Consider the following 20,167-nt stretch of genomic DNA (forward strand, 5'->3'; position numbering starts at 1 on the left):
GCCCTCAGCCGGTCAGAGCTGCCGGGTCAGCTCGTCGGCGGCGCGGAAGGGGTCGGTCTCCCCCGCGACCACCCGCTCGGCGAGGACGTCGAGGGCGGCCGACCCGCGCACCGCCCCCATCCGGGCCCGGAGGCCGGTCAGGGCGACCGCCTCGATCTCCCGTGCCGCCCGTCGGGCCCGGCGCCGCCGTCCCTCACCGGAGGACTCCAGCCACCGCCGGTGCTCCTCGACGGCGGCCAGCAGCCCGTCGACGCCGTTGTCGGTGTCCCGCACGGCGACCGTCCGGCAGATCGGCGCTCGCCAGGCACCCGCGGCCCCGTCCCGGCTCCGGTCGTCCGGTCGGCCCGGGGACAGCACCGAGCGCAGGTCCCGCACCGTCTGGTCGGCGCCGTCCCGGTCGGCCTTGTTGACGACGAGCACGTCGGCGACCTCGAGGATGCCGGCCTTGGCCGCCTGGATCCCGTCGCCCATGCCCGGCGCGAGCAGCACCAGGGTGGTGTCGGCCAGCGAGGCGACCTCCAGCTCTGACTGCCCGACGCCGACGGTCTCCACGAGCACGACGTCGCACCCGGCGGCGTCGAGCACGCGCAACGCCTGCGGGGTGGCCCACGCCAGCCCGCCGAGGTGTCCGCGGGTGGCCATCGAGCGGATGTAGACCCCGGCGTCCTGCCCGGAGGACTGCATGCGCACCCGGTCGCCGAGCAGTGCTCCGCCGGAGAAGGGGGACGACGGGTCGACGGCGAGGACGCCCACCCGCAGACCGGCCCGCCGGTAGGCGCCGACCAGCGCGGCCGTCGTCGTCGACTTGCCCACGCCCGGCGCACCGGTCAGGCCGATGACCTGGGCGGAGCCGGTGTGCGGGGTCAGGGCCGCGGCGACCTCCCGCAGCAGCGGGCTGCCGTCCTCGACGAGCGAGATGAGCCGCGCGACCGACCGGGCGTCGCCCTCGCGGGCGCCGGCCACCAGTGCGGGGACGTCCACAGCGCGACGGCCCCGCCTCCCCTGGGGGGAGGCGGGGCCGGGCGTCGGGACCGGGGTCGTCTCGGGCGCGTCCGTCACGCCCGGGCGGGCACGCGCAGGATGAGCGCGTCGCCCTGGCCGCCACCGCCGCACAGGGCGGCCGCGCCGACCCCGCCGCCGCGGCGGCCGAGCTCGAGCGCGAGGTGCAGCGCGATGCGGGCGCCGCTCATGCCGATCGGGTGGCCGAGGGCGATCGCGCCGCCGTTGACGTTGACCTTCTCCGGGTCGATGCCGAGCTCGCGGGTGGAGGCGATGCCCACGGCGGCGAAGGCCTCGTTGATCTCGACCAGGTCGAGGTCGGTCGGCTCGATGCCCTCGCGGGCGCAGGCCTTGGCGATCGCCCGCGACGGCTGGCTCTGCAGCGTGGCGTCGGGGCCGGCGACGACGCCGTGCGCGCCGATCTCGGCCAGCGGGGTCAGCCCGAGCTCGACGGCCTTCTCCGCGGACATGACCACGACCGCGCAGGCGCCGTCGGAGATCTGCGAGGCCGAGCCCGCGGTGATCGTGCCGTCCTTGGCGAAGGCCGGCTTGAGCCGCCCCAGGCTGTCGGCGGTGGTGTCGGGGCGGATGCCCTCGTCGTCGCGGAACTCGATCGGGTCGCCCTTGCGCTGCGGGATGAGCACCGGGGTGATCTCGTCGTCGAACAGGCCGTTCTTGGCCGCGGCGGCGGCCTTCTGGTGGCTGGCCGCGGCGAAGGCGTCCTGCTCCTCGCGGGTCAGCCCGTAGCGGGCGTTGGCCGACTCGGTCAGCTCGCCCATCGCCACCTGGTCGAAGGTGTCGGACAGCCCGTCGTGGGCCATCGAGTCGAGCAGCTTCGTGTCGCCGTACTTGACGCCGGTGCGCGAGTTGGCCAGCAGGTGCGGGGCCTGGGTCATCGACTCCATGCCGCCGGCGACCACGACGTCGAACTCACCGGCCCGGATCAGCTGGTCGGCCAGGGCGATGGCGTCGATGCCGGACAGGCAGACCTTGTTGAGCGTCAGCGACGGCACCGACATCGGGATGCCGCCGGCCACGGCCGCGGGACGGGCGGGGTTCTGCCCGGCGCCGGCCTGCAGCACCTGACCCATGATCACGTAGTCGACCTGGTCGCCGGAGATCCCGGCCCGCTCCAGGGCGGCCTTGATCGCGATGCCCCCGAGGTCGGCCGCGGAGAAGTCCTTCAGCGAGCCGAGCAGCCGGCCCATCGGGGTGCGAGCGCCGCTGACGATGACCGATCGGGGCATGGGGGCCTCCAGTGCCGGGCCGCCTCCGCCGGCGGCCGGGAGTGCGTGCTGGCCGCCGGTGGCGGCCTCCGGGCTACCGCTCAGGATAGGCCGGGCGGACCCGCCTCCGGCGCTCCTGGGACCGCATGTGACTCCCGTCACAGGGAACTGTCGTCCCAGACGTCTCTTCAGGAGGATCCGGCCATGACCCCCGACGCCCGCACGGGCCTGCCCACCGACCTGTTCACGACCATCGACCACGTGGGCATCGCCGTCCCCGACCTGGACGAGGCGATCGCCTTCTACGCGCAGGCCTTCGGCGTGCACTCGGTGCACGAGGAGGTCAACGAGGAACAGGGGGTGCGCGAGGCGATGCTGGCCGTGGGCGGCGGCGAGACCCGCATCCAGCTCCTGGCGCCGCTCACGCCCGAGTCGACGATCGCCAAGTTCATCGGCCGGTCCGGCCCCGGCCTGCAGCAGCTGGCCTTCCGGGTGGACGACGTCGAGGCGGTGAGCGCGACGCTGCGCGAGCGCGGCCTGCGGCTGCTCTACGACACCCCGAGGCGCGGGACCTCCGACAGCCGGGTCAACTTCGTGCACCCCAAGGACGCCGGCGGCGTCCTCGTCGAGCTGGTCGAGCCCGCCGCCCGCGCCTGACGACCTCCGGCCAGGGGGCTGCCCTCGGGGCTACTCACCGGTAACGTCCGCGCCACCACACCGCCTCCGCGCCAACGACGACCAGGAGACGCACGTGCTCGAGATCAGGGACGCCATCCTCGCCGACTCCGCCGACGCCCTGGCCGGCCTTCCGGTGCCCGAGTCCTACCGCGCGGTGCTGGTCCGCAAGGACGAGCAGGAGATGTTCGAGGGCCTGCCCACCCGCGAGAAGGACCCGCGCAAGTCGCTGCACGTGGAGGAGGTCCCGACCCCGGAGCTGGGCCCGGGCGAGGCGATCGTGGCGGTGATGGCCTCGTCGGTGAACTACAACACCGTCTGGACGTCGATCTTCGAGCCGGTCTCGACCTTCGGGTTCCTGGAGCGCTACGGCCGGCTGCACGACCTGGCCAAGCGGCACGACCTCCCCTACCACGTGGTGGGGTCGGACCTGGCCGGCGTCGTCCTGCGGGTCGGCCCCGGGGTGCACAAGTGGCGGCCCGGCGACGAGGTGGTCGCCCACTGCCTGTCGGTGGAGCTGGAGGACCCGGCCGGCCACGACGACACGATGCTCGACCCCCAGCAGCGGATCTGGGGCTTCGAGACCAACTTCGGCGGCCTGGCCGAGCTCGCGCTGGTCAAGAGCAACCAGCTGATGCCCAAGCCGGCCCACCTCACCTGGGAGGAGGCCGCCGCCCCCGGGCTGGTCAACTCCACCGCCTACCGGCAGCTGGTCAGCCACAACGGCGCGGCGCTGAAGCAGGGCGACGTCGTCCTCATCTGGGGCGCCTCGGGCGGCCTGGGCTCCTACGCCACCCAGATGGCCCTCAACGGCGGCGCGATCCCGGTCTGCGTCGTCTCGAGTGCGGAGAAGGCCGACATCGTGCACTCGATGGGCGCCGAGCTGGTCATCGACCGCACCGCCGAGGGCTACCGGTTCTGGAAGGACGAGGACACCCAGGACCCTCGGGAGTGGCAGCGGTTCGGCAAGCGGATCCGCGAGCTGACCGGCGGCGACGACCCCGACATCGTCTTCGAGCACCCCGGCCGGGAGACCTTCGGGGCCAGCGTCTACGTCGCCAAGAAGGGCGGCACCATCGTCACCTGCGCCTCGACCAGCGGGTACCTGCACCAGTACGACAACCGGTACCTGTGGATGAACCTCAAGCGGGTCATCGGCTCGCACTTCGCCAACTACCGCGAGGCGTGGGAGGCCAACCGGCTCATCGACCGCGGCCTGGTCCACCCGACCCTGTCGAAGGTCTACCCGATGGACGAGGTCGGCCAGGCCGCCTGCGACGTCCACCGCAACGCCCACCAGGGCAAGGTCGGCGTCCTCACCCTCGCCCCCGAGGAGGGCCTGGGCGTGAAGGACCGCGAGAAGCGCGAGCGGCACCTGACGGCGATCAACCGCTTCCGGGGCATCTGAGGGGCTCTCTGCCGGGTCGCCCGCGCACGTAGCGCGTTGCCAGGGAGGGCTGGCACCCTGCAGGGAGGCGTTCCGCGACAGACCGACCCCGGTCTCCCGACTCTGCGAGGATGGACGCATGGACGATCCCCGCCGTGACCTGATGCCCATGCGTGAGGCCCAGCACTCGTTCGACGTGGTGCTGCGGGGCTACGACCGGCACCAGGTCGCCGAGACGATCGAGCGGCTCGAGGCCGACATCCGGGTGGCCCTGGCCGACCGGGACGCCGCCATGAACCGGTCCGCCGACCTGGCCGGCCAGCTCTCGGCCCTGCACGGGGAGATCGACAGCCTGCGGCGCAAGGCGGCCTCGTCCGGCCCGCCCACGTTCGAGAACATGAGCGAGCGCATCCAGCACATGCTCCGGCTGGCCGAGGAGGAGGCCGCCGACATCCGGCGGGGTGCCGAGCAGGAGGCCCAGGCGGTGCGGGAGCAGACCGCTGCCGAGGAGCGGGCCATGCACGAGCGGCACGCCGCCGGGCAGGCCGAGGTCGAGCGCATGATCGCCGAGGCCCGCCAGGCCGCCGAGCAGATCGCCAGCAAGGCCCAGATCCGCGCCGACGAGCTGGTCAGCAAGGCGCAGGAGAAGGTGGCCCGGCTCGACGCCGAGTCCCAGGCGCGGCGGACCAAGGTCGAGGAGGACTTCGAGATCGCCCAGCGGGCGCGCCGGCAGGAGTCCGCGCGCCTGGAGGCCGAGCGCGACCGCACCTCGGCCGAGGCCGCCCGCCAGCGGGTCGCCGCCGCCGAGCAGCACGCCGCCCAGGTGGTCAGCGAGGCCGAGGCGACCGCGGCCGCCATCCGGGCGGTGCGCGACGAGCTCACCAGCCGGCTGGTCGAGGCCCGCCGGGTGCTGGAGAAGCTGCCCGACCTCGGCGACCGGCAGCCCGAGGCCCCGGCCGGCCAGCGACCCCCCGTCCCCGCGCAGGACCGGCCGCAGCCGGGCCCGCGCCAGCCCGCACCGCAGCCGGGTCCGACCCAGCCGCAGGCCCAGCGGGCGACCGCGCCGGAGCCGGTGGGACCGGCGACCGCGCAGCAGCCCGCCGTCCGCCCGACGACCGCACCGCAGCCGGCGGTCGCCCGCCCCGGCGAGCCGCCGCGGACGGGCAGCGGCGAGGCCGCCGCTGCCCGCCAGCCCACCCGTCCCCCGGCTCCGCAGCACGCCGCGCCCGCCACCGGCCCGCAGCCTGCCGCGCCGCAGGGTCCGGGGGCGCAGGGGCCGGGGGCGCAGGGTCCGGCTCCCTCGCAGGCGCCGGCGCCGTCGGGGCAGTCCGGCCCGGACGCACCGCCACCGTCGCAGACCCAGGTGATCGCCCCCGTGCCCTCGGGGAGCTCCGCCGCGGGGGCTCCGCCGAGGACCGACCCGCCCACGCTGGTCCAGCCCGCGGTCAAGCCCGACGCCACCGACACCGGCAGCCAGCCGGTCACCCACGGCCGCCGCTGAGCGGCGCGAGCCCCGGTCCGCGCGCCCGCAGCGCACGGACCGGGTCGCCGAGGACGCGCGGGAGGACGACGCTGCCCCGATCGACCCGCGTGCTCGCGGTCGTGCTGCTCGCCGTGGGGGCCGCGCTCGGCACCGCGCCGGCGGCGGCCGCGGACGCCGGCTGGCTCCGGCTGGCGCACCTGTCGCCCGACACCCCCGCGGTCGACCTCACCGTCGGCCCGGTGGACGACCCGGCCGCGGGGACGACCGCGAGCGGCCTCGGCTACGGGGACGTCGCCGACCACCGGGAGCTGCCCGCGGGGACCTACGCGGTCAGCGTCCGCACCGTCGGTGCCCCCTCCACCAGCCCGCCGGTCCTGTCCACCACGGTGGAGGTCCCGGCAGGGGGTGCCCGCACGGTCGCCGCCGTGGGGGGCTTCGCCGACCTGCGGCTGACCGTGCTCGAGGACGACCTCTCGCCGCCGCCGGCCGGTTCGGCCCGGGTGCGCGTGGTCGACGCCGCGACGACCGCGCCGACGCTCGACGTCACCACCGCCGACGGCACCGCGCTGGCCACCGGCCTGGCCTTCGCCACGGCCGGGACCGCGACCACCGTGCCCGGCGGCCCCACGACCCTGCAGGTGGCCGCCGGCGGCCCCCCGACCACGGTCCCGGCCGACCTGGCCGCCGGCTCGGTCCACACCGTGCTCGTCCTGGACCGGCCGGAGGGCGGGCTGACGGTGCGGACGCTGCTCGACGCCGCCGGCGCCGCCGTGGTGCCCACCGGTGGCGTGGAGACCGGGGCGGGCGGGACGGCGGGCCCCTCGCCGGGCGCGGTCGTCCTCGCCACGGCCGCCGTTCTCGGCGCGGTCGTGCTGCTGTGGCCGCGGACGCGGCGCCGGTGAGCGGACGCCGCTGCCCGCTGCCCGCCCTCCGCCGGCTGCTGGCCGCCACGGCGCTGGTCGCCGGCGCGGTGGCGCTGCTCTCCCCCGCCGAGCCGCCTGCGGAGCCCTCGCCCACCCCCGTCGTCGTCGCGGCGGCCGCCGACCGGGGAGCCGACCCCGTCCGCCTGCGCATCCCGGCGATCGGCGTGGACACGCCGATCGCGCGGCTCGGGGTCGACGCCACCGGGGCCCTGGTGCCACCGGCGGCGTTCGACGAGGCGGGCTGGTTCCCCGGTGCGGCGACCCCCGGGGACGTCGGCCCGGCGGTCGTGGCCGGGCACGTGGACTCGCGCAGCGGCCCGGCGGTCTTCTGGCGGCTGCGCGACCTGCGCCTCGGCGACGCGGTGCAGGTCGACCGCGCAGACGGGACGGCCGTGCGCTTCACCGTCACCGGGACGGCCCGCTCCCCCAAGGCCGACTTCCCGACCGAGGCCGTCTACGGGCCCACGCCGCGGGCGGAGCTGCGCCTGGTCACCTGCGGTGGGGACTTCGACCGCTCGGCGCGCAGCTACACCGACAACGTGGTCGTCCTCGCCCAGGCGACGTGAGGCCCCGTCCAGGGCAACGCCCTGAGCGTGCGGAGGGCGGGGAGGACGGGGTCCTCCTCCGGTGGGGGGCAGGAGGGCCTCTCCTAGCGTCGGCGGCCCCGCGCCCGCCAGCACGCGGTGTGCCAGTGCCGTCGCCGGTCCGCGGCCGACTCGGTGTCCCAGGGTTCGAGGTCGGAGTCGCGGGCGTAGGCCGGCCAGGTGACGACGTGCGGCGTCCCGGGGCGGATCTCCTGGTCACAGCCCGGACAGCGGTAGGTCTTGCCGGTGGCCGAGCCGGTCAGGGCGCGCACCACCCAGTCGCCGTCCGCGGCCTCCTCGACCGGGTCGGACCGGCGGGACGGGACGCCGCCGCGCGGCCGCGACCCGTTCCGTCCGCTCCTCCGGGGCACCCGGGGCTCAGCGGGCGGCGTGGTCGCGGAACCCGCGGCCGGCCTTGCGCCCCAGGTAGCCGGCGGTGACCAGGTGCTCGAGCAGCGGCGCCGGGGCGAACCCGGGCTCGCGGAACTCGGTGTAGAGCTCCCGCTCGATGGCCAGCGCGACGTCGAGGCCCACCACGTCGAGCAGCTCGAAGGGGCCCATCGGGTACCCGCAGCCGACCTTCATCGCCGCGTCGATGTCGTCGGCGGTCGCGTAGTGCGCCTCGAGCATCTTCACCGCGTCGTTGAGGTAGGGGAACAGCAGCGCGTTGACGATGAACCCGGCCCGGTCAGAGCAGGACACCGGGTGCTTGCCCAGCTGCACCGCGACCGCGTGCGCGGTGGCCGCGACGTCGGGTGCGGTCGCGATCGTGGAGACGACCTCCACCAGCTTCATGACCGGTGCGGGGTTGAAGAAGTGCAGGCCCACGACGTCGGCCTGGCGGCCACTGGCGCGGGCGCACTCGATCACCGGCAGGCTCGAGGTGGTCGTGGCCAGGACCGCGCCGGGCTTGCAGATCTCGCCCAGGTTGGCGAACAGCGCCTGCTTGACGCCGAGGTGCTCGACGACCGCCTCGACGACCAGGTCGACGTCGGCGAGGTCGTCGAGGGAGGTGCTGGCCGTGACCCGGCCCAGCGCCTCGTCGCGGTCGGCCTCCTCGAGCCGGCCGCGGACCACCTGCTTGTCCAGCGACCTGCCCAACGCGGCCTGCACCGCCTCGGCCTTGTCCAGGGTGCGGGCGACGAAGACGACTTCGTAGCCGGCCTTGGCGGCCACCTCGACGATCCCCGTCGCCATGGTCCCCGAGCCCACGACCCCGACGCGGCGCACCGGGCGGGCCCCCTCGACGGCGCTGCCCGGAGCCGGGGTGAGCGCGTCGGGCACGACCTCCGCGGAGTCCCGCTCGGCGTAGGTGTAGAAACCGCGGCCGACCTTCCGACCCAGCAGGCCCGCGGTCATCATCTGCTTGATGACCGGGCTGGGCGCGTGCAGGCGGTTGCGCGACTGCTTGTACATCGTGTCGAGGATCTCGTAGGCGGTGTCGATGCCGATGAGGTCCATCAGCGCCAGCGGGCCCATCGGCAGGCCGCAGCCCAGCCGCATGGCCGCGTCGATGTCCTCGCGGCTGGCGTAGTGGTTCTCGTACATCGAGACCGCGTGGTTGAGGTAGCCGAACAGCAGCGCGTTGGCGATGAACCCGGCCTTGTCGCCGATGGTCACGTCCACCTTGCCCAGCCGCTCGGCCAGCGCCTCGACGTCCTCGACGACCGACGGCTCGGTGACGACGGTGCGCACGACCTCCACCAGCTTCATGACCGGCGCCGGGTTGAAGAAGTGCATCCCGATGACCTTGCTCGGCCGGCCGGTGGCCACGGAGATCTCGGTGACCGACAGGCTGGAGGTGTTCGTGGCCAGGATGGTGTCCGGCGGGCAGATCTTGTCCAGCGCGGAGAAGATCTCCCGCTTGAGCTCCATCCGCTCGGGGACGGCCTCGATGACCAGTTCGGCCTGCGCGAGGTCCTCCAGCGACGTGCTGAAGCGGATCCGGCCGAGGATGGCGTCGCGGTCGGCGGCGTCGAGCTTGCCGCGGCGGACCGCCCGGTCGGTGGAGTGCTCGAGGTGCCGGCGCCCGCGGCCCACCGCTGCCTCGTCGACGTCGACGGCGGTCACCGCCAGGCCCGCCCGGGCGAGCACCTCGGCGATGCCGGCGCCCATGGTGCCCAGGCCCACGACGCCGACCTCGTTCAGTTCCCTGGCCACGCTGCCATCTCCCTCGAGCTCCGGTGCCCCCGGCACCGTCGTCCGGAGTCGGGGGCAGTCTCCCACCCGGGACGGGTCCCGGGGATGGCGGCCTACCGGCCGGTAACCGTCGAGGTCAGCGCGTCGAGCGAGCGGCGCGGACCTCCGACGGCGTCCGGCCGAAGCGCTCCCGGAACAGCCGGGTGGAGTGCGCCTGCGAGGCGAACCCCCAGTGGGCGGCGATGTCGGCGATCCGGTAGCCGTCCATCGAGGGCGGCGACCAGGTCGACCCGGGCGCCGTCCAGCCGCCTGCCGCCGGAGGGACGTCGATGCCGGCGCGGCCCGGGGTCTCTCCCGTGCCGGACACGTCCCTGTCCGGTTCCGGACAGCGCGGCCGCGACGGGTTCAGAACAGCCGCTGGGAGGGGTCGTCGGTGCCCTTGAGGACGGCGTAGTCGACGGTCAGGCACTCGATGCCCCGGTCGCCGGCAAGCACCCGCGCCTGCGGCTTGATCTCCTGCGCGGCGAACACCCCGCGGACCGGCGCGAGCAGCGGGTCGCGGTTGAGCAACTCCAGGTAGCGGGTGAGCTGCTCCACGCCGTCGATCTCGCCGCGCCGCTTGACCTCCACGGCCACGGTGGCACCCGAGGCGTCCCGGCAGAGCAGGTCCACCGGCCCGATGGCGGTCGGGTACTCGCGGCGCACCAGCGACCAGCCCGTCCCGAAGGTCTCGACGTGCAGGGCCAGCAGTCGCTGCAGCTCGGCCTCCACGCCGTCCTTCTGCAGGCCCGGGTCGACGCCGAGCTCGTGCGAGGAGTCGTGCTCGACCGACTCGATGGTGATGACCAGCTGCTCGCCAGCCTTGTTGGTGACCGTCCACGTGCCGCTGCCGTCGGTGAGCTCGTCCTTGAGCGTGCAGGGCGGGCTCATCCAGTTCAGCGGCTTGTAGGCTCGGTCGTCGGCGTGCACCGACACCGATCCGTCGGCCTTCACCAGCAGCAGGCGCGGGGCCATCGGCAGGTGGGCGGTCAGCCGCCCGATGTAGTCGACCGAGCAGCGGGCGATGACCAGGCGCACGGGGTCCGACGGTACCGAACCGCTAACGACCGGGCCGGGACGGCGGGACGGGGCGCCCGACGGGGGCATCCTGACGCCGTGCCGAGAGCCCTGCGCCCCGCCGCCCTGGTGCTGCTCCTGCTGCTGTCCGCCTGCGCCCAGCGGGGGGACACCGGCGCGCGGCCGACCCCGCCGCCCGAGGGCCCGGGCCGGCTGGTGCTGCAGGTCGAGCACGTCGGCGGGTTCGTCACCCCGGAGATGCTCGCCGGCCGCCTTCCGCTGGTGACCGTGTACTCCGACGGCCGGGTGATCGCCCAGGGTCCGCAGATCGCGATCTATCCCGCCCCCGCCCTGCCCAACCTGCTGGTGTGGCAGCTCGACGAGGCCGGCGTGCAGACCGTCGTCGACCGGGCCGTGGCCGCCGGCGTGACCGAGACCGGCGACCTCGGGAGCCCGCCGGTCGCCGACGCGCCGGCGACCCGGTTCACCCTCGTCACCGAGGAGGGCACCTACGTGCGGGAGGTGCAGGCGCTCTTCGCGCTGCCCGACGACGGCGGCCTCACCCCCGAGCAGCAGACCACCCGCGGCGAGCTGATGGGCCTGGTCGACGTGCTCACCTCGCCGGAGGGACCGTTCGGCGCCGCGGGGCCGGAGTCCCACCGGCCGGACGCGGTCGCCGCCGTGGTCACCGAGTGGGCGCCCGGCCCGGAACCGGAGCTGGTGCAGCCGGAGGTGGCCTGGCCCGGCCCGGCGCTGCCCGGCGAGCCGCTGGAGGCGCGGCTGGGCCTGTCCTGCGTGGTGGCGCGCGGGGCCGAGGTCGCGGCCGTCCTCGAGGCGGCCGCCGGGGCCAACGCCCTCACCCCGTGGACGGCGGAGGACGGCAGCCGCTGGACGCTCACCCTGCGGCCGCTGCTGCCGCACGAGACCGGCTGCGCGGACCTCCGGCAGCAGTAGGGACGACGCGGGCCCGGCCCTCCCGAGGGAGGACCGGGCCCGTGGGGTGTGCGGCCGTCAGACCGTGGCCGGCTCGCGCCGGTCGGCGTCCGTGCCGTCGGCGTCCACGCGGGCCAGCGGGTCGACCGTCGACGTGGCGCGGTACCGCTCCAGGTCGAGGATGCCCTCCCGCTTGGCGACGATCGTCGGGACCAGCGCCTGGCCGGCGACGTTCACCGCGGTGCGGCCCATGTCGAGGATCGGGTCGATCGCCAGGAGCAGGCCGACCCCGGCCAGCGGCAGGCCCAGCGTGGAGAGGGTCAGGGTCAGCATGACCACCGCTCCGGTGACCCCGGCGGTGGCGGCCGAGCCGACGACCGAGACCAGGGCGATGAGCAGGTAGTCGGTGATCGACAGGTCCACGCCGAAGAACTGCGCCACGAAGATGGCCGCCAGGGCCGGGTAGATCGCCGCGCAGCCGTCCATCTTCGTCGTCGCGCCCAGCGGGACGGCGAAGGAGGCGTAGGACCGCGGGACGCCGAGGTTCTGCTCGGTGACCCGCTCGGTCACCGGCAGGGTGCCGATCGACGAGCGCGACACGAAGGCCAGCTGGATCGCGGGCCAGGCGCCGGCGAACCAGCGCAGCGGCGAGAGGCCGTGCAGCCGCAGGAGCACCGGGTAGACGACGAACAGCACGAGCGCGAGCCCGGCGTAGACGGCGCCGGCGAAGACGCCCAGCGAGCCCAGGGACTCCCAGCCGTAGCTGGCCACCGCGTTGCCGATCAGGCCGACGGTGCCCAGCGGGGCCAGCAGGATGACCCACCACAGCACCTTCTGGACGATCGCCAGGGCCGAGCGGGTCAGCGCGAGGAAGGGCTCGGCCGGCTCGCCGACCTTGAGCGCGGCGACGCCGATCGCCACGGCCAGCACGATCAGCTGGAGGATGTTGAACGACAGGTCACCTTCGGGCGAGGACTGCAGGCCCAGGATGTTGTGCGGCACCAGGCCGGTGAGGAAGTCCCACCAGGAGCCGGTGGTCTCGGGGACCTCCTGGGCGGCGGCGTCGACGGAGCTGTTGCGGCCGGGCTCGGTGAGCAGCCCCAGGCCGATGCCGAGGGAGACCGCGATCAGCGCGGTGATGCCGAACCACAGCAGAGTCTGGCCGGCCAGCCGGGCGGCGTTCGAGACCTGCTTGAGGTTGGCGATGCTGACGATCACGGCCGTGACGATCAGCGGCGGGACGAGGACCTTGAGCAGCGTGACGAAGGTGCTGCCGACGGTCTGGAGGGTGCTGGTCAGCCAGTTCGGGGTGCCGTCAGCGACGGGACCCATGTCCCGGGCGACGAGGCCGAGGGCGATGCCCAGGACGAGGCCGAGGAGGACCTGCGCCGCGAACGGGACGCGGCGGAGACGAGCGAGCACGGGGACGGTGCCTTCCGGGGAGTTCGGGGAGGGGACGACGAGGCGCGGCGCGCGCACTCAGCCGTCGGCCGTCATCCGTCCGAAGTCGAGCGCGCGCCGGCGGGTGAGCCCCCAGACGTTGCGCACGCAGGGGTCAAGGCGCCCCGCGGTCCCGACCATCCCCGGTGTGTCCGGATTCACCGCCCGGGGCGCCGCGTCCCGGAGCTCTCCCGGGAGGCGGCGCCGACCGGCTCGTCAGACGTCGCTGTCCCGGTCCTCGGGCTTCTTCGACGTCTCGATCTCCGTCTCGGTGAGCGGGGCGTCGCTCGCCTCGTCCATCCCGCCCCGTTCGACCCTGTCCTCCGGAGCCTGCTCGCTCATGCGCTGGACCTGCCCTTCCCCGCTCGACGTGGTCGCCGCAGCCCTACCCCGAACCGCACGTCGCGCACACCTGGGGGTCTAGTCCGGCCAGACCGGCCGGCGCTTCTCCAGGAAGGAGGTCATCCCCTCGACGGCGCCCGGGAGCTGGCTGGCCGAGGCCATGACCTCCACGGCGGTCGCGTAGGCGTCCCGCTCCGGGCGGTCGAGCTGGGCGTACATCGTCTGCTTGCCCCAGGCCTTGCTCGCCCGCGAACCCCGGGTGGCGCGGGCCATGAGGTCGGCGACGGCCGCGTCGAGCTCGGCGTCGGGGACGACCCGGTTGACCAGGCCCCAGTCCAGCGCGGTGGCGGCGTCGATGACGTCGCCGGTGAGCGCCAGCTCCATGGCCCGCTTGCGGCCCACGTTGCGGGCGATCGCGACCATCGGCGTGTGGCAGAACCAGCCGCCCTTGCCGCCCGGAGCGGCGAAGCCGGCCGACTCCGCGGCGACGGCGAGGTCGCAGGAGGCGACCAGCTGGCAGCCGGCGGCGGTGGCCAGGGCGTGCACCCGGGCCAGCACCACCTGCGGCACGCCCTGGAGGGTCTGCATCAGCTCGGTGCACAACTGCAGCAGGCTGCGCACCTCGGTCACCGGACGGCCCGCGACGTCGGCGAAGTCGTGGCCGGCACTGAACACCGGGCCCTCGGCCGCCAGCACGATCCCGGCCGCGTCGCTCTCCCCCGCCGCGGTGACCGCGGCGAGCAGCTGGCCGAGGTGCTCCCGCGAGAGGGCGTTGCGCTTGGCGGGCCGGCACATCGTGATGGTGACGACGTCGCCCTCGCGGACGACCCGGGGTGCACCGTCTGCACTCATGCCCCGACGCTAGCGGACCTCGGCGGGGCGGGGACCGCTGTCGAGGCGCCCCCGGCCGCTCTCCTTGGCGCCGTACATGGCCAGGTCGGCCTCCCGCAGCACCTCCTCGAAGGGCACGCCCGGCGCGGCCATGGCCAGCCCGATGCTCGCCGACACCCGCACGCTGCGCCGTCCCACCACGACCTCGTCCACCAGACCGGCGACGAGGCGCTCCCCGACCGTCTCCGCCGTCGCCCGGTCCACCCCGGGCAGGACGGCCGCGAACTCGTCGCCGCCGAGCCGTCCCGCCACCGCGTCGGGGACGTCCGCCAGGTGGGCGCGCAGGCGCTCGGCGAGCCGGACGAGCAGCTGGTCCCCGACCGCGTGCCCACCGCGGTCGTTGACCTCCTTGAACCGGTCGACGTCGATGAACAGGACGGCGCCGCCGCCGGTGAGCGCCGCCTGGCCGGCGTCGAGGAGGTGGGCGCGGTTGGCCAGCCCGGTCAGGGGGTCCTGCCGCGCCACCCGGGTCATCGTGCGGCGCCACCCGTCGGCGTCGGTGGCCACGGCGGTCAGCCGGTCGACGGTCTCGGTCAGGACCCGCTGCTGCTCGGCGTCGGCGTCCGGCGCCAGGTCACGGACGGCGGCGGACAGCAGGTCGAGGACCGCCTCCAGCGGAGCGCCGGTGGCCACGGCCTCGAGCACCCGGCCCTGCGCCGCCAGCAGGCGGGCGTCCCACCGGTGCGCCGCGACCTGGCGCCGCAGCGAGAGCACGCTGCGCACGAGGCGGACCTGGATCTCCAGCGTGTCGAGGTCGTCCCCCGAGAAGGAGCGGACGCCGTCGTCGAAGACGCCCAGCGACCCGAGGACGAAGCCGTCCTCGTCGATCAGGGGCACCCCGAGGTAGGAGCGGATCGCGCCGGCCGCCACCGCCGGGTTCTGCGCGAACACCGGGTGCGCCAGCGCGTCGGACACCTCCAGTGGCTCCCGCATGGCCACCACGTGGGCGCAGAAGGACAGCTCGTCGGGGACGTGGGAGAACGGCACGCCGACGCCGATCTCGGCGGGGAAGCACTGCAGGTCCGGGCCCACGAGGTTGATCACCGCGATGGGCGCGTCCAGCGCGCGGGCCATGTAGGCGACCACGGCGTCGAGGTCGGCGTCGCCGGCGTGCCCGCCGAGCCGGTAGCTGGCGATCGCGGCGAGCCGGTCGGGATCGGCCACGGCGAGGCGGGGGCTCTGCACGCGCGGCACCGTAGCGGGTGTCGGTGACGATGTGTAGGCGCAGCGGTACGGTTGGTCTCGGGACCCTGGCCGGTGCGGGGCTCGGGCATGATCGCCGCATGGATCCCGTCCGGTTCGGACTGGTGGGGTACGGCTTCGGCGGCCGGTACTTCCACGCCCCGCTGCTGGCCGCCGCCCCGGAGTGCGAGCTGCTCGGGGTCGTGACCACCTCGGCCGAGCGGCGCGCGCAGGTGTCCGCCGAGCACCCCGGGCTGGCGACGTTCGCCTCGCTGGAGGAGCTGGCCGCCGCCGGCGCCGAGGCGGTCGCGATCTCGACGCCGGCCGACACCCACACCGCGCTGACCGAGCAGGCCCTGCAGCTGGGCCTGGCCGTGCTGTGCGACAAGCCGTTCGCCCTGGACGCCGCGGCCGCCCGCGGGACGGTGCAGCTGGCCGCCGCCCGGCGCCTCCCGCTGGCGCCGTACCAGAACCGGCGCTGGGACTCCGACTTCCGCACCGTGCGCGCGCTGGTCGCCGAGGGCCGGCTGGGCACGGTGACCCGCTTCGAGTCGCGCTTCGAGCGCTTCGCCCCCGAGCCCGGCCCGCCGGCCTCCGGCGGCGGCACGCTGCTGGACTTCGGCAGCCACCTGGTCGACCAGGCCCTCGTCCTGCTGGGCCCGGTCACCGCCGTCTACGCCGAGTGGCGACTGCGCGACGACGGCCTCGACGACGACGTCTTCGTGGCCCTGACCCACGCCGACGGCGCCCGCTCGCACCTGCAGGGCAGCTGGAGCCAGGGCGCGCCCGGCGAACGGTTCCGGGTCGCCGGCACCGAGGGGGCCTACGTCGTCGGCGGCCCGATGGACGGGCAGGAGGCGCTGCTGCTGGCCGGGGAGACGCCGGCGACCCTCGGCGAGCGGTGGGGCACCGAGCCGGAGGAGCGGTGGGGCCGGCTGCGCCGCGGGGACGACGGCGAGAGGGTGCCGACCCACCGCGGACGCTGGGACAGCGTCCACCCGGCCTTCGCCGCCGCCGTGCGGGGGCAGGGGCCGGTGCCGGTCGACCCGTGGGACGCCGTCGCCACCGCCGCCGTCCTCGACGCCGCCCGGCGCAGCGCGACCGAGGGCGTCGTCGTCCCGCTGTAGCGGAGTGGGAGGGGCGCGCCTCCCGCGCTCCCCCACTCCGCTCAGGCCTTCGCGGGGGTCCTCGCGTCGAGGCCGCGGGCCTCGCGGACGACGTCGACGACCTGGCCCATGATGTCGGTGAGGCCGACGTCCTTGGGCGTGAAGACGCGGGCGACCCCCTGCTCGCGCAGCCGGTGGGCGTCGCTGTCCGGGATGATCCCGCCGACCACCACGGGGACGTCGTCGAGCCCGGCCTCGCGCAGGCCGCGCAGGACCGCGGGGACCACCTGCAGGTGGGAGCCCGAGAGCACCGACAGCCCGACGACGTCGACGTCCTCCTCCACGGCCGCGGACACGATCTGCGCCGGGGTGAGCCGGATGCCCTGGTAGACGACCTCGAAGCCGGCGTCCCGGGCGCGGACGGCGATCTGCTCGGCGCCGTTGGAGTGCCCGTCCAGGCCCGGCTTGCCGACGAGGAACCGCAGCCGGCCGCCCAGCTCCTCCCCCGTGGCCCGGACCCGCTCCCGGACGGCGGCCAGCGTCGCGTCGGCCGGCCCACCCCCGCCGGCCGCGGCGACGCCGGTGGGCGCCCGGTACTCGCCGAACACCTCGCGCAGCACCCCGGCCCACTCCCCCGTGGTCACGCCCGCGCGGGCGCAGTCGAGGGTGGCGGCCATGAGGTTCTCGTCGGTGCCGGCCACCGCCCGGAGCCGCTCGAGGGCCCGCCGCACCGCCTCCGGGTCGCGCTGGGCGCGCCACGACCGCACCGCCGCGCAGGCCGCGGCCTCGACCGATGGGTCGACCACCTGGATGGCGGCGTCGAGGTCGGCCAGCAGCGGGTTGGGCTCGGTCGTCTCGAAGCGGTTGACACCGACGACGACGTCCTCCCCGCTCTCGATCCGCCGCCGCCGCTCGGCGAGCGAGGCGACCAGCCGGCCCTTCATGTACCCGGACTCGACCGCGGCGACCGCACCACCCAGCTCCGCGACCCGGGCCAACTCCTCCCGGGCCCCCTCCACCAGCTCGCCGACCTTCGCCTCGACGACCACCGACCCGGTGAACAGGTCCTCGTACTCCAGCAGGTCCGTCTCGTGGGCGAGCACCTGCTGCAGCCGCAGCGACCACTGCTGGTCCCACGGACGGGGCAGGCCGAGGGCCTCGTTCCAGGCCGGCAACTGGACCGCGCGGGCCCGTGCGTCGCGGGAGAGGGTGACCGCCAGCATCTCCAGCACGATCCGCTGGACGTTGTTCTCCGGCTGCGCCTCGGTCAGGCCCAGGGAGTTGACCTGGACGCCGTAGCGGAACCGCCGCTGCCGCGGGTCCTGCACGCCGTAGCGCTGCTCGGTCAGCTCGTCCCAGAGGCGGGCGAAGGCGCGCATCTTGCACATCTCCTCGACGAACCGGACACCCGCGTTCACGAAGAAGGAGATGCGCGCGACCACCTCACCGAAGCGCTCGGGCGGCACCTGCCCGGAGTCGCGCACCGAGTCCAGGACGGCGATCGCGGTCGAGAGCGCGTAGGCGATCTCCTGCACCGGCGTCGCCCCGGCCTCCTGCAGGTGGTAGCTGCAGATGTTGACCGGGTTCCACCTCGGCATCGCCGTCACGGTGTGGGCGACCACGTCCGTGGCCAGCCGCATCGAGGGCCCGGGCGGGAAGACGTGGGTCCCCCGCGACAGGTACTCCTTGATGATGTCGTTCTGCGTCGTCCCGGCGAGCTCCGCGACGTCGTGCCCCTGCTCCTCCGCCACCGTCTGGTAGAGCGCGAGCAGCCACATCGCCGTGGCGTTGATTGTCATCGAGGTGTTCATCTCGCCGAGCGGGATGCCGTCGAAGAGCGCCCGCACGTCGCCGAGGTGCGCGACCGGGACGCCGACCTTGCCGACCTCCCCCACCGCCAGCTCGTCGTCGGGGTCGTAGCCGGTCTGCGTCGGCAGGTCGAAGGCCACCGAGAGGCCGGTCTGGCCCTTCGCCAGGTTCCGCCGGTACAGCGCGTTGGACTCCGCCGGCGAGGAGTGCCCGGCGTAGGTGCGCATGACCCAGGGGCGGTCGCGGTCCTCCGGCGTGGAAGGGAACGGCATGCCCGCGGAGTGTAGGGCGCGTTACTCGTCAGTAGCACCGTCGCGGCCGGAGGTGCCGGTGGCACACTCACAGGGGCACGTGCGAGGAGGTCGTCGATGCCGATCGGGGCGGGCAGCACCCTGCACCCCCTGGTGGGGCCGGTGATCGCCTTCGTGGTCCTGGCGCTCCTCGCGCTGTTCCTGCGCTGGGCCTTCGGTTCCGACGAACGCCGCCGTCCGCCGTCCGACGACGGGCTGCTGACCCCCGTCGCCACGCTCTCCCGCCGCGAGTCCGCCCTGGCGCTGCGGGCGGTCCTCTCGGACGCGGGCATCCGCTCCACGGTCCGCTGTCCCGGTCCGCACCGCGCCGAGGTGCTCGTCTTCCCCGAGGACGCCGACCGGGCCCGCCGGCTGGCGTCGTCCTTCCCCGGCGGCTGACGGGACCTCCCGGCGCGGGCTCCTAGTCGGGCCGCTGGATCCGCTCAATCTGCGCCCCGAGGCCGCGCAGGTGCTCGACGAAGTCGGGGTAGCCGCGGTCGACGTGGTGGACGTCCTGCACCTCGGTGACGCCGTCGGAGACCAGCCCGGCCAGCACCAGCCCGGCCCCGGCGCGGATGTCGGTGGCCAGCACCGGCGCGCTGGAGAGCCGCTCCCGCCCCCGGACGACGGCGTGGTGCCCGTCGATGCGCACCGAGGCACCCAGCCGCACCAGCTCGTTGACGAACATGAACCGGCCCTCGAACACGTTCTCGGTGATCAGCGCCGTGCCGGTGGAGACCGCCGCGAGCGCGACCGCCATCGGCTGCAGGTCGGTCGGGAAGCCCGGGTAGGGCAGCGTGACGACGTCCACCCCGCGGGGCCGCTCGGTCATGGCGACGCGCACCCCGTCGGGCAGCGGCTCGACGTGCGCGCCGGCGTCGACGAGCTTGTCCAGGGCGACGGTGAGGTGGTCGGCGACCGCCCGCTCGATGACGACGTCCCCGCGGGTCATCACCGCGCCGATGGCCCAGGTGCCGGCGACGATCCGGTCGGGCACGGTCGTGTAGGTGACCGGCTTGAGCTCGGTCACGCCCTCCACGGTGATCGTCGAGGTGCCCGCCCCGTCGATGGTGGCCCCCATCGCGGTGAGCATGGCGCAGAGGTCGACGATCTCGGGCTCGCGCGCCGCGTTGTCGATGACGGTGGTGCCCTCGGCGAGCACCGCGGCCATGACCAGGTTCTCCGTCGCCCCCACCGAGGGGAAGTCCAGCCAGATCGACGTGCCGGTCAGCCGCGGCGCCGTCGCGACGAGGAAGCCGTGCTCGCTCTCGATCCGCGCGCCCAGCCGCTCCAGGCCGGAGATGTGCATGTCCAGGCCACGCGAGCCGATCGCGTCCCCGCCGGGCAGCGCCACCCGGGCCGAGCCGCACCGCGCCACGAGGGGCCCCAGCACGCTGATCGAGGCACGCATCTTGCGCACCAGGTCGTAGTCGGTCTCGGTGCCCGGCGCGTCCGGGACGTCGACCACCACCCGGCCGCCACCGCCGACCGGGTGGCGCTCGTAGGTGACGTCGCAGCCCAGGCGGCGCAGCACCTCGCTCATGATCGCGACGTCGAGGATGTCGGGGACCTCCTCGATGGTGCTCCGGCCCGACGCCAGCAGCGCGGCGGCCATGAGCTTGAGGGCGCTGTTCTTGGCGCCGGTGACGCGCACCCGCCCGCTCAGGGCCGTGCCGCCGGTGACCACGAAGCACTCCACCGC

20 protein-coding genes are annotated in these 20,167 nt (G+C 75.0%); 8 read left to right on the forward strand and 12 right to left on the reverse strand.

Annotated features, from left to right (window positions below; genetic code table 11):
- Positions 1 to 12: 12 nt before the first annotated feature.
- Complete coding sequence (gene meaB, locus ACI79I_RS06900) at positions 13 to 981, reverse strand: methylmalonyl Co-A mutase-associated GTPase MeaB (protein WP_456991558.1); 969 nt, start codon at positions 979 to 981, stop codon at positions 13 to 15.
- A gap of 74 nt (positions 982 to 1,055) precedes the next feature.
- Positions 1,056 to 2,246: an acetyl-CoA C-acetyltransferase gene (locus ACI79I_RS06905; protein WP_456991559.1), complete on the reverse strand. Its 1,191-nt coding sequence runs from the start codon at positions 2,244 to 2,246 to the stop codon at positions 1,056 to 1,058.
- 183 nt (positions 2,247 to 2,429) lie between these two features.
- Here ACI79I_RS06905 and mce point away from each other — a divergent pair, with 183 nt between their 5' ends.
- From mce to ACI79I_RS06930, 5 genes are all read left to right on the forward strand, one after another.
- Positions 2,430 to 2,882 (forward strand): methylmalonyl-CoA epimerase, encoded by a 453-nt coding sequence (mce, locus tag ACI79I_RS06910; protein ID WP_456991560.1) that lies wholly within the window; start codon positions 2,430 to 2,432, stop codon positions 2,880 to 2,882.
- Positions 2,883 to 2,976: 94 nt separating this feature from the next.
- Positions 2,977 to 4,308 carry a crotonyl-CoA carboxylase/reductase gene (gene ccrA, locus ACI79I_RS06915; RefSeq protein WP_456991561.1) on the forward strand — a complete coding sequence of 444 codons (1,332 nt, stop codon included), beginning with the start codon at positions 2,977 to 2,979 and terminating at the stop codon, positions 4,306 to 4,308.
- A gap of 118 nt (positions 4,309 to 4,426) precedes the next feature.
- Entirely contained in the window at positions 4,427 to 5,788 is a 1,362-nt protein-coding gene (locus ACI79I_RS06920; RefSeq protein WP_456991562.1) for a hypothetical protein, read from the forward strand.
- Positions 5,789 to 5,877: 89 nt separating this feature from the next.
- Complete coding sequence (locus ACI79I_RS06925; RefSeq protein ID WP_456991563.1) at positions 5,878 to 6,672, forward strand: DUF4397 domain-containing protein; 795 nt, start codon at positions 5,878 to 5,880, stop codon at positions 6,670 to 6,672.
- On the forward strand, positions 6,669 to 7,259 hold the full coding sequence (locus tag ACI79I_RS06930) for a class F sortase (RefSeq protein ID WP_456991564.1): 591 nt from the start codon (positions 6,669 to 6,671) through the stop codon (positions 7,257 to 7,259). The genes ACI79I_RS06925 and ACI79I_RS06930 overlap by 4 nt, the downstream gene beginning before the upstream one ends.
- Before the next feature lie 83 nt (positions 7,260 to 7,342).
- Here ACI79I_RS06930 and ACI79I_RS06935 read toward each other — a convergent pair whose 3' ends face one another.
- The 4 genes from ACI79I_RS06935 to nucS form a co-directional block, all read right to left on the reverse strand.
- Entirely contained in the window at positions 7,343 to 7,648 is a 306-nt protein-coding gene (locus ACI79I_RS06935; RefSeq protein ID WP_456991565.1) for a hypothetical protein, read from the reverse strand.
- 7 nt (positions 7,649 to 7,655) lie between these two features.
- A complete protein-coding gene (locus ACI79I_RS06940) occupies positions 7,656 to 9,437 on the reverse strand; it encodes a 3-hydroxyacyl-CoA dehydrogenase family protein (protein ID WP_456991566.1) in 1,782 nt (593 codons plus the stop codon).
- 115 nt (positions 9,438 to 9,552) lie between these two features.
- On the reverse strand, positions 9,553 to 9,783 hold the full coding sequence (locus ACI79I_RS06945) for a helix-turn-helix domain-containing protein (protein WP_456991567.1): 231 nt from the start codon (positions 9,781 to 9,783) through the stop codon (positions 9,553 to 9,555).
- 38 nt (positions 9,784 to 9,821) lie between these two features.
- Positions 9,822 to 10,493, reverse strand: coding sequence for an endonuclease NucS (gene nucS, locus ACI79I_RS06950; RefSeq protein ID WP_456991568.1), 672 nt, complete (start codon positions 10,491 to 10,493; stop codon positions 9,822 to 9,824).
- A 78-nt stretch (positions 10,494 to 10,571) separates the two neighbouring features.
- Between nucS and ACI79I_RS06955 the strand changes: the two genes are divergently transcribed.
- Positions 10,572 to 11,426 carry a hypothetical protein gene (locus ACI79I_RS06955; protein ID WP_456991569.1) on the forward strand — a complete coding sequence of 285 codons (855 nt, stop codon included), beginning with the start codon at positions 10,572 to 10,574 and terminating at the stop codon, positions 11,424 to 11,426.
- 57 nt (positions 11,427 to 11,483) lie between these two features.
- Here ACI79I_RS06955 and ACI79I_RS06960 read toward each other — a convergent pair whose 3' ends face one another.
- From ACI79I_RS06960 to ACI79I_RS06975, 4 genes are all read right to left on the reverse strand, one after another.
- The gene (locus tag ACI79I_RS06960; protein ID WP_456991571.1) at positions 11,484 to 12,827 is read right to left on the reverse strand and encodes a dicarboxylate/amino acid:cation symporter; all 1,344 of its coding nucleotides are present in this window, start codon (positions 12,825 to 12,827) and stop codon (positions 11,484 to 11,486) included.
- Between the two features lie 234 nt (positions 12,828 to 13,061).
- Positions 13,062 to 13,187, reverse strand: coding sequence for a hypothetical protein (locus tag ACI79I_RS06965; protein WP_456991572.1), 126 nt, complete (start codon positions 13,185 to 13,187; stop codon positions 13,062 to 13,064).
- Between the two features lie 78 nt (positions 13,188 to 13,265).
- Positions 13,266 to 14,039: an enoyl-CoA hydratase-related protein gene (locus ACI79I_RS06970; protein ID WP_456991573.1), complete on the reverse strand. Its 774-nt coding sequence runs from the start codon at positions 14,037 to 14,039 to the stop codon at positions 13,266 to 13,268.
- 9 nt (positions 14,040 to 14,048) lie between these two features.
- The gene (locus ACI79I_RS06975; protein ID WP_456991574.1) at positions 14,049 to 15,263 is read right to left on the reverse strand and encodes a diguanylate cyclase domain-containing protein; all 1,215 of its coding nucleotides are present in this window, start codon (positions 15,261 to 15,263) and stop codon (positions 14,049 to 14,051) included.
- 98 nt (positions 15,264 to 15,361) lie between these two features.
- Between ACI79I_RS06975 and ACI79I_RS06980 the strand changes: the two genes are divergently transcribed.
- Positions 15,362 to 16,387 (forward strand): Gfo/Idh/MocA family protein, encoded by a 1,026-nt coding sequence (locus ACI79I_RS06980; protein ID WP_456991575.1) that lies wholly within the window; start codon positions 15,362 to 15,364, stop codon positions 16,385 to 16,387.
- A 41-nt stretch (positions 16,388 to 16,428) separates the two neighbouring features.
- On the opposite strand, the gene ACI79I_RS06985 is transcribed toward ACI79I_RS06980, so the two are convergent.
- Positions 16,429 to 18,447 (reverse strand): protein meaA, encoded by a 2,019-nt coding sequence (locus ACI79I_RS06985; RefSeq protein WP_456991576.1) that lies wholly within the window; start codon positions 18,445 to 18,447, stop codon positions 16,429 to 16,431.
- A gap of 96 nt (positions 18,448 to 18,543) precedes the next feature.
- On the opposite strand from ACI79I_RS06985, the gene ACI79I_RS06990 reads away from it, so the two are divergent.
- On the forward strand, positions 18,544 to 18,864 hold the full coding sequence (locus ACI79I_RS06990) for a hypothetical protein (protein ID WP_456991578.1): 321 nt from the start codon (positions 18,544 to 18,546) through the stop codon (positions 18,862 to 18,864).
- A 22-nt stretch (positions 18,865 to 18,886) separates the two neighbouring features.
- On the opposite strand, the gene murA is transcribed toward ACI79I_RS06990, so the two are convergent.
- Complete coding sequence (murA, locus tag ACI79I_RS06995; RefSeq protein ID WP_456991579.1) at positions 18,887 to 20,164, reverse strand: UDP-N-acetylglucosamine 1-carboxyvinyltransferase; 1,278 nt, start codon at positions 20,162 to 20,164, stop codon at positions 18,887 to 18,889.
- Positions 20,165 to 20,167 lie beyond the last annotated feature (3 nt).

Source organism: Geodermatophilus sp. SYSU D01105, from assembly GCF_054050095.1.